At 42.4% G+C, this 14,503-nt stretch carries 12 protein-coding genes; 7 read left to right on the forward strand and 5 right to left on the reverse strand.

The window, feature by feature from the left end; genetic code table 11:
• The first annotated feature begins 4 nt into the window (after positions 1 to 4).
• Entirely contained in the window at positions 5 to 1,306 is a 1,302-nt protein-coding gene (ctpC, locus tag AACS98_RS13340) for a carboxyl-terminal processing protease CtpC (RefSeq protein ID WP_066380555.1), read from the forward strand.
• Positions 1,307 to 1,308: 2 nt separating this feature from the next.
• Here ctpC and AACS98_RS13345 read toward each other — a convergent pair whose 3' ends face one another.
• The gene (locus tag AACS98_RS13345) at positions 1,309 to 1,494 is read right to left on the reverse strand and encodes a DDE transposase family protein (RefSeq protein ID WP_066380557.1); all 186 of its coding nucleotides are present in this window, start codon (positions 1,492 to 1,494) and stop codon (positions 1,309 to 1,311) included.
• Between the two features lie 216 nt (positions 1,495 to 1,710).
• On the opposite strand from AACS98_RS13345, the gene AACS98_RS13350 reads away from it, so the two are divergent.
• Together AACS98_RS13350 and AACS98_RS13355 are read left to right on the forward strand one after the other, a co-directional pair.
• A complete protein-coding gene (locus AACS98_RS13350) occupies positions 1,711 to 3,222 on the forward strand; it encodes an AAA family ATPase (protein WP_066380558.1) in 1,512 nt (503 codons plus the stop codon).
• A gap of 338 nt (positions 3,223 to 3,560) precedes the next feature.
• Positions 3,561 to 4,043: an SH3 domain-containing protein gene (locus AACS98_RS13355; RefSeq protein ID WP_066380999.1), complete on the forward strand. Its 483-nt coding sequence runs from the start codon at positions 3,561 to 3,563 to the stop codon at positions 4,041 to 4,043.
• A 20-nt stretch (positions 4,044 to 4,063) separates the two neighbouring features.
• On the opposite strand, the gene sbcC is transcribed toward AACS98_RS13355, so the two are convergent.
• Entirely contained in the window at positions 4,064 to 7,090 is a 3,027-nt protein-coding gene (sbcC, locus tag AACS98_RS13360; protein ID WP_066380559.1) for an exonuclease subunit SbcC, read from the reverse strand.
• 404 nt (positions 7,091 to 7,494) lie between these two features.
• Between sbcC and AACS98_RS13365 the strand changes: the two genes are divergently transcribed.
• Positions 7,495 to 8,196, forward strand: coding sequence for a conjugal transfer protein TrbI (locus AACS98_RS13365; protein ID WP_066380561.1), 702 nt, complete (start codon positions 7,495 to 7,497; stop codon positions 8,194 to 8,196).
• A gap of 306 nt (positions 8,197 to 8,502) precedes the next feature.
• The gene (locus AACS98_RS13370; protein ID WP_066380565.1) at positions 8,503 to 9,744 is read left to right on the forward strand and encodes an S-layer homology domain-containing protein; all 1,242 of its coding nucleotides are present in this window, start codon (positions 8,503 to 8,505) and stop codon (positions 9,742 to 9,744) included.
• Between the two features lie 125 nt (positions 9,745 to 9,869).
• Here AACS98_RS13370 and AACS98_RS13375 read toward each other — a convergent pair whose 3' ends face one another.
• The gene (locus AACS98_RS13375; protein ID WP_066380567.1) at positions 9,870 to 11,201 is read right to left on the reverse strand and encodes a sensor histidine kinase; all 1,332 of its coding nucleotides are present in this window, start codon (positions 11,199 to 11,201) and stop codon (positions 9,870 to 9,872) included.
• Positions 11,202 to 11,481: 280 nt separating this feature from the next.
• Here AACS98_RS13375 and AACS98_RS13380 point away from each other — a divergent pair, with 280 nt between their 5' ends.
• Positions 11,482 to 11,799, forward strand: coding sequence for a DUF3155 domain-containing protein (locus AACS98_RS13380; protein WP_066381006.1), 318 nt, complete (start codon positions 11,482 to 11,484; stop codon positions 11,797 to 11,799).
• 416 nt (positions 11,800 to 12,215) lie between these two features.
• Here AACS98_RS13380 and AACS98_RS13385 read toward each other — a convergent pair whose 3' ends face one another.
• Together AACS98_RS13385 and AACS98_RS13390 are read right to left on the reverse strand one after the other, a co-directional pair.
• Positions 12,216 to 12,746 carry a cofactor assembly of complex C subunit B gene (locus AACS98_RS13385; RefSeq protein WP_066380569.1) on the reverse strand — a complete coding sequence of 177 codons (531 nt, stop codon included), beginning with the start codon at positions 12,744 to 12,746 and terminating at the stop codon, positions 12,216 to 12,218.
• Positions 12,747 to 12,798: 52 nt separating this feature from the next.
• On the reverse strand, positions 12,799 to 13,146 hold the full coding sequence (locus tag AACS98_RS13390) for a PadR family transcriptional regulator (RefSeq protein ID WP_066380571.1): 348 nt from the start codon (positions 13,144 to 13,146) through the stop codon (positions 12,799 to 12,801).
• 609 nt (positions 13,147 to 13,755) lie between these two features.
• Between AACS98_RS13390 and AACS98_RS13395 the strand changes: the two genes are divergently transcribed.
• Complete coding sequence (locus AACS98_RS13395; RefSeq protein ID WP_066380573.1) at positions 13,756 to 14,337, forward strand: DUF3611 family protein; 582 nt, start codon at positions 13,756 to 13,758, stop codon at positions 14,335 to 14,337.
• Positions 14,338 to 14,503: the final 166 nt, after the last annotated feature.

Here is a 14,503-nt window from a genome sequence, read left to right on the forward strand (position 1 = left end):
CATTATGGTGATTACAAAAAGTAGGCTTGTTTTGGGTGCTACGGCAGTGACACTCTCCACGATCGCAGTTACTAGCCTTGGCATTCACTCGCGCGGTCAGGCTTTGTTTAAAGCTAGTCCCAAGGAATTAGTAGATGAAGTTTGGCAAATCGTGCAGCGTCAATATGTTGACGGGACTTTTAATCAGGTTGACTGGGTAGCTGTGCGTAAGGAGTACCTCAACAAGTCTTACAGTAGTCAGGAAGATGCTTACAAGGCAATCCGGGAAATGCTCAAAAGGCTAGATGATCCTTATACCCGGTTTATGAACCCTGAAGAATTCAAAAATATGCAGGTGGATACTTCTGGGGAACTGACGGGTATTGGTATCACTATCAGCCAGGATGAAAAAACTAAGCAACTGGTAGTTATTGCGCCTATTGAAGATACGCCAGCTTTTAAGGCGGGAATTCTTTCTAAAGATGTCATCGTCAAGATAGATGGCAAAAGTACCAAGGGCATGGATACTAATGAAGCGGTATCTTTAATCCGAGGTGAACCTGGTTCTCAAGTAGTTTTGACTATTGAGCGTAACGGTCAACAAAAAGTATTTAACATCAAACGGGCGCGGATTGAAATCCATCCTGTGCGTTTCTCTCAACAGCAAACTCCTGTAGGCAAGGTTGGCTACATCCGTTTAAATCAATTTAGTGCCAATGCTGCTAAAGAAATGCAGCAAGCTATTAGAAATTTAGAAAAACAACAGGTAGATGGCTATGTGATGGATTTGCGCGGTAATCCTGGCGGTTTGTTATACGCTAGTGTGGAAATTGCGCGAATGTGGCTAGATAAAGGTACAATTGTTTCTACTATTGACCGTCAAGGCGAACAAGAGCGAGAAGTAGCTAGAGGGCGGGCTTTGACGAATAAACCATTAGTTGTCTTGGTAGATAAAGGTTCAGCGAGTGCTAGTGAAATTCTCTCTGGGGCATTGCAAGATAATAAGCGGGCTGTTTTAGTCGGGACTCAAACCTTTGGTAAGGGCTTGGTGCAGTCTGTACGCCCACTAGAAGACGGTTCAGGTTTGGCTGTGACAATTGCTAAGTATCATACCCCCAGTGGTAAAGATATTAATAAGCATGGCATTAACCCAGATATCAAGGTAGAGTTGACTGATGCCCAGCGTCAAGATTTGTGGCTACGTGAACGCGACAAAATCGGCACATTAGCAGACTTGCAATATGCAAAAGCCTTGGAAATCTTGGGTAAAGAAATTGCTGCCAAGAGAACACCAACGGCAGAAAGAAGCCAAAATAATCAATTGTAAATTTATTGGGGTTGGCACTTGCCAGCCCGAATTAATCCCACACGGCGAGCGATCGCTTCCTCTGGTGAATTAAAAGGCCCCCACTTTTCTGTAATATCTCCACTATTGTCCTCAACTTGCTGGCTGGGGACAATTTCACAATTTCCGGTATTGCGCTTGACAATATACCAATTTTGTGCATTAGTCATACAATCAACAGATTGCTAGGATGAGCCTTAAGCACTCTATCATAAGTAGTCATTAGTCATTAGTCATTAGTTATTAGTTATTAGTTATTAGTTATTAGTCATTGGTCATTAGTTTTTCTCCTTCGCTCCTCTGCTATACTGCTAAGTTTCAAAATCAAAGCAGATCAGAATTGTTGTACATTGCCATCAAGAGCAGTTAATGACTAATGGCAATATATGAACTTTCGTGAAGAGTTTAAACTACTGCTACGCGCTCGCTACCCATTGATTTATATTCCCACATACGAAGAGGAACGGGTAGAAGCAGCAATTCGAGAAGAAGCAGCAAATCAAGGGAATCGCCCTGTATATACTTGGGATTTTGTGGATGGTTATCAGGGAAACCCGAATGATCAGGGTTTTGGGCGGCGCAACCCTCTGCAAGCTTTGGAATTTGTGGAAAAATTACCAGCCTCAGCCCCAGCCGTGTTAATTTTACGAGATTATCATCGGTTTTTAGAGGATGTGGCGATCGCTCGCAAACTCCGCAACTTAGCCAGACTCCTCAAGTCACAACCGAAAAATATTGTCTTGTTATCGCCACGGATTGCGATTCCTGATGATTTAACCGAAGTCTTAACGGTTGTGGAGTTTCCTTTACCCGCCGCTAATGAAATTAAAACCGAGGTAGAACGCTTACTGCAAGCCACTGGTAACTCCCTGTCTGGGAAAGTTTTAGATGATTTGGTGCGGTCTTGTCAAGGGCTATCAATGGAAAGGATACGCCGAGTTTTAGCGAGAGCGATCGCTACCCACGGCGAATTACAACCAGAAGACGTAGATTTAGTCTTAGAAGAAAAACGCCAAACTATCCGCCAAACCCAAATCCTCGACTTTTACCCTGCGACTGAGCAAATTTCTGATATTGGCGGACTAGATAACCTCAAAGATTGGCTATTGCGCCGGGGTGGTTCATTTACTGAACGGGCGCGTCAGTATGGTTTACCCCATCCCAGAGGCTTATTGTTAGTAGGGATTCAGGGAACAGGTAAATCATTAACCGCCAAAGCGATCGCCCATCATTGGCATTTACCACTACTGCGTCTAGATGTGGGACGATTATTTGGGGGGTTAGTTGGTGAATCAGAATCCCGTACTCGCCAAATGATTCAAGTAGCAGAAGCCCTAGCCCCTTGTGTATTGTGGATTGATGAAATCGATAAAGCCTTTTCGGGACTTGGTAGCAAAGGCGATGCAGGAACAACTAGCCGAGTATTTGGGACATTTATCACCTGGTTAGCCGAAAAAACCTCACCTGTATTTGTGGTGGCTACCGCTAATGATATCCAAGCCTTACCCCCCGAAATGCTTCGCAAAGGTAGGTTTGATGAAATTTTCTTCGTCGGCTTACCCACCCAAGAAGAAAGAAAAGCAATTTTTAATGTCCATTTATCCCGACTGCGCCCCCACAATTTGAAAAATTATGACATTGATCGGTTAGCTTATGAAACACCAGATTTTTCAGGAGCCGAAATTGAGCAAACGCTAATTGAAGCAATGCACCTGGGATTTAGTCAAAACCGAGATTTTACCACTGACGATATTCTCGAATCTGCCAGTCAGATTATACCCTTAGCCAGAACTGCCGTTGAGCAAATTCAAAAACTGCAAGAATGGGCTGCTGCGGGGAGAGCGCGTTTAGCGTCTAAACAAAGCTCTTTAAGTGACACCTTCGGTAAATTACGCTAATAAGACTTAAGCAAGTGTCACACTAAATATCTATCTGTAGGGTGCGTCAGCCGGTATAAATTCTGCAAGTAAACTGATGTTTGGCATCTGAAGCACCCTACCAATGTACTACCAATGTACCAGTTGCGTAAGTTCTGGCGAAAACATCGTTAGCCAGTTGGTGAATTAACAGTCAATAGTCCATAATTCAAAGTTAATCATGAATTAATATGGACTATTGGCTATTAAGGGAGCGGAGGAAGCGGAGGAAGCGGAGGAGAGAAACTAAACTAAGGACGAATGACTAATGACTAATGACTAATGACTAATGACTAATGACTATTAACAAGGAATTAACTATGTTTTCTGGATTACTTAAATTTATATTGGGATTTTTATTAGCGATCGCTGTTTTAGTAGGTAGCGGTGTTGCTGTCGCCCTCTATTTTATTAATAGAACAGCTATACCCCCTGCTAGACCGATTTTTGCCAATGATAGCCCCTCCGTAAAAAACTCAGACTCTCCCAACTCTGATGTAAAAAATACACCCACCTCTACACCTACAACTTCACCTACTCCCACCGCTTCCCCTTCCCCTTCTCCCTCTCCCACATCAGAAGAATTACCACCAGGAGCTTACCGAGGAACTGTCACTTGGGCTGAAGGTGTCAGATTGCGGGGTGAAGCAAACCAAGATGCCCAAACTGTTGGCGGTGTCGGTTTTAACGAAAAAATTATTGTTTTAGAAGAAAGCCAAGATAAAAACTGGGTAAAAATTCGCTCTGAAGCTAGCCAACAAGAAGGTTGGATCAAAGTAGGTAATATTAAACGCGATGAATAACTGTCTCTACTCAGCACTTATCAAGTTAATAACATTACTTGGGAACCCTGTTGAGTTTTATTTACCTCGATTCTCGCTTGAAAGGCTTCTTTGAGGTGGGGTATATGGGTAACAGTCAGGATACAAGCGAAATCATGGGCGATCGCATTAATCGCCGCAATCAGGCGATCGCATCCTTCCGTGTCCTGCGTCCCAAACCCTTCATCTACAATCAATAATTGTAAAGCTGCTCCGGCTCTTTGCGCTAATAATTTTGCCAAAGCTAACCGAATTGCAAAGTTAATTCTAAACGCCTCTCCCCCAGAATAAGTTTCATAGGCGCGTGTACCTCTGGCATCGGCGATTAAAATATCTAAGGTGTCAATTAATTTAGCATTTTTCCGCGTTGATTTACCAGACCGCCCAGATTTCTGTGTAATAAATTGTACGTGTAGCTGATTGGCACTCAACCGTGATAATAATTGATTTGTCTCAGCTTCTAATTGCGGTAACACATTCTCAATCATCAAAGCTTGGATACCATTTTTACCAAACGCTTGCGTTAATTCCTGATATACCCGTTGTTGTTGCTTGCATGATTGCAGTTGTTGCTGTTGTTCCTTATACTGAGTTTGCAGAGTTTCCAATTGCATCGCCAACTGTTCTAAACGTCCCAACTGAGTGATACATTCATCAAGCTGCCGTCTGCGGCTGGTTATTTGCTGCTCTAAAGCTTGAATCTGTTGCATGGGATTGGCAGATTCGGTTAACTGCTGCTCAATGCTAGTGATTTGAGTAGCTAATTGCTGTCTCTCCTCCAATCTAGCTGTGATAGACGCTTCTAAATCTTGTAACCTTGTCTGAAGTTGGGGATATTGTTGTTGTGCTGCTAACAACTGCTGATAGCATAAATGCCAAGATTGGGCTTGACGTAGACTAGCGCGCAGGTTGTGGTGCTGTTCGGCACTATAGGCAATTTCTTTAATTTGCTGCTCTAAAGCAGCAATTTGTTTAGCACAATCCGAATTTATCTGCTCTTGCTGGATTCTCGTTTGTAAATCGGCAATTTGGGCTTGTAATTCTGGTTTCCGGGCTGCTAGCTGGGCTTGACGTTTCGTAGCGTCTTTGATTTGTCCTTGCCTAATTTCTGCCCACCGCCAGCGTTCTACTTCGCTCCGTGCCAAAGCATGGTCTTGCTCATTATAATTGAGTTGTTGCAGATATTGGTCTAATTGTTGCAACTCCGCTTGTTGCACAGAAGCATAATCACCAACTTGCAGCGATCGCTCTAAATGTTCCTTTTCCGCCGCTAGTTGCTGTAACTGTTGTTCTGCATCGCTGGTAGATTGTAACTGAGCGGCTAATTGTCCTCTTTGCTCCCGTAAAGCGTCATAAGCTTGCAACTTCTGGTTTATTTCCCGGTATTCCTGCCTTAATAATTGAATTTCTCTATCTGACACCGCCATTTGTTCCCGGAACACCCACAATTGTCCTTCCGTCTCTTGGTACTCCTCTCTAGTTTTATCAACCACCCGATTCCAATGATGTTCATCTAAAGGACGTTCACATAATGGACAAATAGCATCGGGATGACGCAACATTTGTAACTTCTGCTCTAATTCTCCCAATAATCTCTCATATTCTCGATGTTGCGTTTGCAGACGTTCAATAAAATGCCTTCTTTCGTGGCCTTTTTCCTGAACTCGTTGCAGATAAACCCGATCTTTCTCCATTTGCTCAATCTGTGTTCCCACCTCCATCACCGCTTGTTGCAGTTGGGGTTGGCGTTGCGAAGCGCGTTTGAGTTGGTTTTCTGTCGCGTGTAGCTGTTCTAGCCGTGCTACCAAACCAGCCTGAACCCGATCTAAATGACTTTGTAAATTTTGACGCTGCTGTAATAAAGGCGCGACTTGCATCTGTAATTCATCTAAATGAGTTAGATGACGACGGGCGGCGGCAAGTTGAGCTAATGCAGCTTCAATTTCCCCGGATTTTGACAGAGTTTGCTGAATTTCTTGCTCTTGTTGTTGTAAAGCTGCTAATTGTCCTTGGGCTTGTTGTAATTGTCTTTCTAATTCGTGAATTTGTTGTGTTAATTGTTGCTGTTTTTGTTGACGCAGTGTAGTAGCTTGAGTGTGTTGAGCAAATTTATGGGCGTAGGCTTCTTCTTGAGTTTGCAGAGTTTGATAATGAGCGTAACCGTTTTTAATCTCTGTTTCTTGACTCAGCAGGGCTGTTAACTGAGCCATTTGACTTTCTACTGCTGCTTGCTCTTGTTGTAGGCGATCGCCATCTTGAGTTAAATTCTGATATTGTTGCCTGACAAAATGCAGTTGTTGTTCCCAATTACTGCGTTGATGTTGGACAACTTGCAAACTTTGTAATTGAATATTTTCAAAAGCTTGTACTTGTTGTAATTGATTAATTTTAGCTTCTAATTCTGCCCGTTGCTCTGCCGTTGTCTGACGCTGTTGTAACTGCGTTTTAATCGACTCCAAAGAACGCTCTAGTTCTTCGGCTCTACCTTTAAAATGCCGAGATAATTCTTTAGCTCTATCCTCTAATTCATCATATTGATTCAGCTTGAGTAACTCCGCCAAAATCTCTTTACGTTCACTCGGACGTTTGAGCATGAATTCATCTGCACGCCCTTGACGCAGATAGGCAGAATTAATAAAAGTATCATAATCAAGCTTAATATATTCTAGAATTAACTCCTGTGTAGCCCGGATGCCTTTCCCACTCAAAGGACGAAACCCAGACGGTGTTTCAATTTGAAATTCTAGAATCCCAGCCTCACCCCTAACTCTACTGCGGATGATACGATAGGTTTCTTGATTATTGAGAAAAGTGAAATCAACCCTCACTTCCTTAGCACCAGCATGAATCACATCATCTTCAGCAGCAGCCCGGCTTTCACCCCAAACCGCCCACGTAATCGCTTCCAGAAGTGAAGATTTACCTGCTCCATTAGCACCACAAATACAAGCCGTATGCAAACCCCGAAAATCTAAAGTTGCATCACGGTAACTAAGAAAATTTTTCAGAATAAGTTGTACTGGGATCATTGAGGCTATAGTGCCACATCTACATTTAATTAACTAGCAGTACAGATGCACTCTTTGATAGTTTAGCTAGCTGTGGATCAGGTTTCTAGTCTTCAAGTCCCCAGCTTTACAAAAATTTACACTACGATGAGTGAACTTTTATTGTCTAATCAATCATGATAATAAATGATTTATTAGTCATTAGTCATTCATTGGTCATTAGTCATTAGTCATTAGTCATTAGTTTCTCTCCTCCCCTTCCTCCGCTTCCTCCCCTTCCTCCGCTACCCTGCTTCTTCCCACTCCCCACTCTCTAGTTTCGTGAATATGCCGAAGCACAGGTTTGAAAGCTTTCAGAAACAATCTCAGTAAGTCCTCGTCATCAGAAATATCACAGTCAACATCCCATCACTATTAATGAACTTATGAACTACCAGAATTATTGTAAATCTGGAGCCTTAGCACTCATGGCGATTACAGTGACTACAGGTGTTGTAACTCCCATGATTTCCTTTGCTCCTGCTGCTCATGCTCAATACAATATTGGACAAAGTAGAACAATTGCCATACCTGCGGGCGTGAATTTTCCTGTGAGATATGAGAAAGACAAAGTAATTGTTAGTCGTGGAGAAACAATACCACTCACGTTGGAAATTGCTAACGATATAATTGACAGAAATAGAAATGTGTTAATTCCTGCTGGTACTGAAGTCGTAGGACAAATAGAACCAGTCTATTTTGACGGACGTTTCTCTACAGACAGAAACGATAGAAATAATGTCAGAGGTGCGCGGTTTGTTGCTAGAGAATTAGTTTATGCTTCTGGCAGACGGCAAACAATTAACGCTAATTCTCAGACAGTCACTAAAATTGAGAAAATTAGCAAAAATGATTCCAGCCAAATATTAACAGATGCCGCAATTGGTGCTGGTGCTGCCACTGCAATCTCATTAATTACAGGTAATCGCCGAGTTGAGATTTTAGAACCTTTAGGTGGTGCGGCTGCTGGTGCTTTAACTAGCATTCTCCTGCGGAAGAAAGAAGCTGAAGTCTTCGTCATTAGACCAGAACAGGACTTAAGGCTAACACTCAGTTCTAATTTGAATGTAGAATTACTTCGCTATTAAGCATTACTAAATTTTAGCCGTGACATTCATTGAACGCTTAATCTTTGCTAAATCCAGCATTGCTCACACATAAATCCCCGATTTCCGCAAGAAGTTGGGGGTTTTAATATTATAGCCTTATGGGAATTAATCGTAAGAATATCTATGACTTATTAGGAACTTTGAATGATATTAATATTCATTTTATTTACACAAGCAAGCTCAAAAAAATTTCTAAAAATAGCGTCGAACAAGAAACTTTTTATTTTACAATTTGGTCTAGTGATTTAACAATAAAACAAATAAATGTGTGGAGCAATAAAGTATATGTTTAATTTAAATCGTTGGCAATCTGGCACAGCTGCACTCATGGCTTTAAGTATTACTACAGGTACTGTAGCACCTTTTGTTGTAGCGGCTCCATCTTTTGCTCAAACTACTTTTACTGATGTTTCATCTAACTATTGGGCGACACCGTTTATTAGAGAATTATCACAAAGGGGTGTGATTGCTGGTTTTCCTGACGGTAGCTTCCGCCCAGAAGAGCCAGTTACTCGCGCTCAATTCGCCGCCATGGTAAATAAAGCTTTCCAAAAAGCACCACAACGGCAAGCCATTAGATTTGTAGACGTACCTAGCAACTATTGGGCATCTAACGCGATTCAGCAAGCCTATACCATCGGGTTCTTATCTGGATATCCCGGCAACCGTTTTGAGCCAAATCAAGCCATTCCCCGCCAGCAAGTTTTAGTTGCCCTCGCTAACGGACTTGATTATGCTCCCACTGGTAACTTTGAAAACACTCTGCAATATTTCAACGATGCTTTTAACATAGCTGGCTATGCCCGTAGCCCTATTGCTGCCGCCACAGAGCAAAATATTGTAGTTAACTATCCCAATGTCAGGTTTTTAAATCCCACCGCCACCTCTACCCGCGCCCAAGTTGCAGCTTTTATCTACCAAGCATTAGTTAGTAACAATCAAGCCTCAGCTATTAATTCGCCTTATATTGTGTCTCTTCAACCGACAACTCCCACACCTGTAGCGGTGACAATTCCTCAAGGAACGGTTATCCCTGTGAAGTACGATAAAGCCGAAAAAATCCTAGTAACTAAGGATGAAACAGTACCATTGACACTGACAATCGGACAAAATGTAGTTACCCAAGAAGGTACTGTAGTAGTTCCGGCTGGTAGTCAGGTAGTTGGTGAACTCAAACCTGCTCAGGGTGGTTCTCAATTCGTTGCCGAAAAACTGGTTTTAACCACAGGTCAAGAGTACAATATTAGCGCGGCTTCTGAAGTGATTACCAAAACAGAAACCGTCAAAAAGGGTACTAGCACCGGCACAATTCTCAAGAATACTGTTTTAGGTGCTGGTGCGGCGGCGGCGGTATCTGCGGTAACAGGCGATCGCGCCATTGCCACAGAAGAAGTCTTAGGCGGTGCTGCCATTGGTGGCTTGATTGGTTTATTCTTCGGTAGAAACAGTGTTGACTTAATCGCCATTGATCCAGACACTGATTTACAAATGACTATTAATCAAAATTTCCAAGTTTCTCTGAGATAGTTAAACATCTGTGCGCTATTAATTCAAAATTCCAACTTCAAGACAATCAGTAGCGGATTCAATCCCCTACTGAAGTCTGTTGTTTGTTGATTAATAACTAATGACTAATAACTAATGACTAATAACTAATAACTAATTGGCAACCAAATTATAAATGTAGTTCCCGGTGCATCGGGGGAAGCGATCGCCCGATGAATCGCCGGGCTGAAAACTTCGATTTTCCCTTGCATTTGCTCAATTAATTGTTTGGCGATCGCCAGTCCTAAACCAGTGCCGGGAATTTCTGTTTTTGCTTGTACTCCCCGGTAATGTCTTTCGCCTAGATGGGCTAAATCTTCAGGGGGAATACCGGGGCCAGTATCACTAATCGCAATGCCTTGTAAATTTTCTTTTTCTAGCCCTAATTCCATATAAATCTTACCACCTGAAGGAGTGTATTTGAGGGCGTTATCAATAATGTTACTCAATACTTCTTGTAAGGCTTTAATATTCGCTTTTACTAACGGTAAATTGGGGGGAATGTCTGCAAGTAATTGCAAATTTCTTTCCTGGGCGATTGCTTGAGCAGACACTAATAATGGTGTTAATAAATCCGCCAAAGAGCAATCTATTTCTTGCTCTCCCGTGCCGGGTAATAATAATGCTGGTTGCGCTGATTTGTGGACAGTTGCTTCCACAAATATTTCTGATTCTGGCAGTGACAGTAGTTCTAAATCTGCATCTGTCCAGTCGATGACTTGATCAAATTTTTGGAGCAATTCTGTGAGGCGATCGCTTTCCCTGACAATATTGTCGCCCACATCGCGATTCGGATCTCCGGGGCGCAATCGCTTTAATAATAGCTTGCCAAAGGTGCGTAAGGCCGTTAACGGGTTACGAAACTGATGTAATAAGTTATCTAATAAATCTCGCTGCTGTGCTTGCAAAATTTGTTGTTGACGTAGTTGATGCTGTAACCAGGCACGACGTTGATCTAAAATACAAGCGATCGCCAGAGTTTGCCCAACTTTTTGAATTTGGCTTTGTTCCTGCTCATTCCACGGGCGATCGTCTCTACCTGTCACCAATAGTCCCAACATCACATCCTCATGCAGCAAAGGACAGACAAATTGGTGTCCATTGAGTAAAAATTCTGCTTGCAACTCCGGTTGTTCTGGTTGTGGTGTCTCCGTTGTTGGTGCTGGTGTCAATAACCTTCCTTGCTGCTGAGGTAACATCAACACATTCCCTAAGTGTAGTTGCTTTTGCGCTGTCGCCTCAAGCATCTCATCCCCAGGCATGATTACTGCTGCCTCTGGGTAAACCACCACGGGAACCAACTTGGACTCACCCGTGGGAGAATCCACCAATTCTTCAGTTAAATAAACCACACTTAAAGATGCTCCCAGCCCTTGGGTGAGTAGCGCGATTTGCTCGCGACACAGAGCAACAAAATCTGAACTAGCAGACATTAACATTTTTTGGCTCTTGCTCAGGATCACGGAATTGGAGAAAAGATTCCAAAAGTTACTGTATTTTCCCCACTTATTGAATAAAGTTTAACTAAATCTATTTAATAATGCTTTTCACCAACGAATTATTTATTGCTTCACTTTTGATTCATCTACTGTCAATTTTAGTATTTTCGTTGTATCAAAAGTTAAAAAACTATTGATTTTTTGAACTAGAACTTATATAATGACGACGGATTTTGTAGCCATAACTACAATCTATAGCTTGAAAGAGGAGGAAAATAGGTTGGCAAGGAGACGTAAAAGGAAAAGTCGTCGTCGCCAAGAAGGACGACGGATTTTAGAACATGTGCCTCAATATAGCATCGAAAGCGGCGAAGAAAAACCTGTGACAGCAGCCAGAAAATTCATTCAAGCTGAAGGTATTTTGCCACCAGCGTTGCTACTCGTAAAGCGCAACGAACACACCACAGACCGTTATTTCTGGGCAGAGAAAGGGCTGTTTGGTGCTCAGTACGTGGAAGAAAACCATTTCTTGTTTCCGAGCCTGCGGACACTCGAATCTCCCGCAGGTTCGGAACCAGTGGCTGTAGGCAGTCGCTGAGTCACAAGTGGATATCTTACCGTGTTGAGTGCAACTTCTGACAACCATTTAACTGGCAAAAATGCTCAGTCGATGCAAAGTTTCCATTTTTTTTAAGTTTGTCACTGATTTGCCAGTAGAGGTAGCGCGAGTAATGAGACAATCAACTTCCAGCCAGCGACATGTAGTTTGTCTGGGTTGATTTTAGTCTGAATCATGCACAAGGGAGTCAGGATACAGCTAAAAGCGTCCAGAAACGAGAGTTACGTTGTGCTTTCATCCTATGGATTGCTCAGCAAGCTCTCTCAACACATCAAGCTTTTCCCTACGGCACACAGTCGTAGGGAAAAGAAATATTGAATCACCTAATCTCTCTTTACGCAGCTTCCATCAAAAATCCGCATATTTGTCAACGAGATTCTCAAAATCATCAAAAATCAATCACTCAGTTTGAGTTGGAGTGCGTTCTGTAACTCAATAATTTCATCCCGATGGGCAGTCACAGTAATTTTACTAGATGGCTGCTTTTGACTGAAGTTGGGTTCTAGCTTCAGCAGAACCTTTTCCAGCCTGCCAGCTTTCTGCCAATAAAAAAAACCACTCAAAGGCGACAGTAGCAACAGCCCCCAAACAAAAATGTTTAACTGAGGCACAAGCAACGATAAAACTAAAGATAGACAAACCAAGCCAACAGCAGCCAATAACGATAAAAACACAGCTAGAAATCTGCTAGGTTTGACAAACCCTTCAAAGGTTACTTGGTTGCTTTCTTTGTCTATCCCTACCACGCGGTAAGACCGAGAGCGAAAATAATCTTGCAATTTAGGCATAAAGACAGCTTCATCTTGCTCGGATATCAGTTGTGCTGTTTGTGTGCGGTCTTTAGTCGAGGCACGAATAAAGAAAAACAGCCCAACCGATAGCAACAAGGTTAGCAGTAGGGTGGATGGCAAAATCGCGGTATCCATAGCTAATTGTTACAGGTTAACTGGAGGTGATTTATTCATTCTTAATTATTGGTTACTTTGTCCTCCGATTGATGTAGTTTTGCCAAAGCCTGGCTAAATCCTGGGCTTGAGCTTGCCATTCGGGAGAAATTTGATACATCCGCCTAGGACGACCCCGCCCTTCGAGTTTCTTCCAATACCCAGTGATGGCATTGTGGTCTTCGAGAAATTTGATGGCACTGTAAAGTACAGTATCTGAAAGGCGATAGGTGGGATATTCGGTGTCTAGTTGCTGAATTAACTCAGTGCCGTAGGATTCACCTTGGAGCAAAACATCCAGGATATAACAAATTGCTAGCTCCTGGCAGAGATAAGTTGGCGGAGGATTCTCAAAGAATTGATATATATCCTCAAGTTTCATAGTAAGTGATGGCTAAAATGATCCCTTATCGTGAAATCTACATTTTTGTAGCTAGTATATAATGCTACTCCAATTTGATTATGTGGCAACTGTTACTTAAGCACATTCACTTAAGTAACAGATGAGCAAATTTCCCAAGGTTTTAAGTCGTGAGAAAAGTGTAAAAGTCTTAGGAACGCCAAATACTACGCCCCTAACCTAGATTTAATGAGTGTGGTGAGGAGCAATCAAGACAGTAGTTTTGCCACTCTCTTGGTGTCAAGTAATGCCAAGCTGTTTATAACTGCTTAAACGTAAGATGCCATCGAAAAAATTTTACAAGTAAAATGCCATTTTGTCTGTAAATCTGTAAAAGTTAATCAAGACTTTGTTTAATCGTGAATATCCTTGTCAAATCCTCAAAAATTCAGACACGTAAGATGTTAGTGTCATAACCTGTAGATAAATTTGGCGGAACTTACGCAAGAATATTTTTTATGGAGGTAGGATTGAGAAATATCAAGTAATCAGGCTTTTGCTTGGTAACACTTCTCACCCCACCCTGAATTGCCCTTACCCATCTCTAAATTTTGATAAAACTAGCAAGTGCCTAGCACGTTGGTGATCAGTATGTCACAAAACCGTGATGCTCCCTCGTCTTCCTCGAATCTTCGGACAATTGCCGAAACCTTTCGCCTCACAGGCTGGATTAGCTTTTGGATTCAGTTAGTGCTAGGTGTAGTTTCTGGAATTATTGTGCTGCTATTCGCCATTTTTAGCCAAAGAACAGGTAGTCCTAGTAATAATCCTGGGACTGGGTTTGGTGTGTTTTTAGCAGTTTGTGGACTGCTAATTTTAGGCGGGGGTATTTATCTGGGGTTTAGATACACCCGAATTGGCAATCAACTCATGTCATCCAACCCCAGTAACCGCCCTCGCAAAGCCGAGACATTACAGGTATTACGTTTGGGGCTGTGGGTAAACTTAATCGGGACGTTAGTTACACTTTTGGGAGCGCAGGCGATCGTTGGTACACTGGTAGCTAGGTCAATATCTCCTCAAGCTGTCACTACCCAATTATTCGACCCTAACCGGATTATTAGCGGTTTGGATATGTTGGTAGTTCAAGCCAACATCAACACTGTTTCAGCACACTTTGCTGGGCTAGTAAGCTCACTCTGGTTGCTTGCTCGCATCAATCGTTCATCATAGCCTACAGAAGTCAGGCTATTTTTCTCCTGCTCCCCACTCCCTTGGCTAATATTTGCTTTTCCTGTCATCGCAAGTCAAAATCAGTATTGTAAAACTTCGCCCAATTTATCAACACATATAGTCAGATACAGTCATTGCTCACAGAGAAGTCAGCGAAAATTACCTA

Source organism: Anabaena sp. CA = ATCC 33047, from assembly GCF_963870205.1.
Classification (GTDB): Bacteria; Cyanobacteriota; Cyanobacteriia; order Cyanobacteriales; family Nostocaceae; genus Trichormus.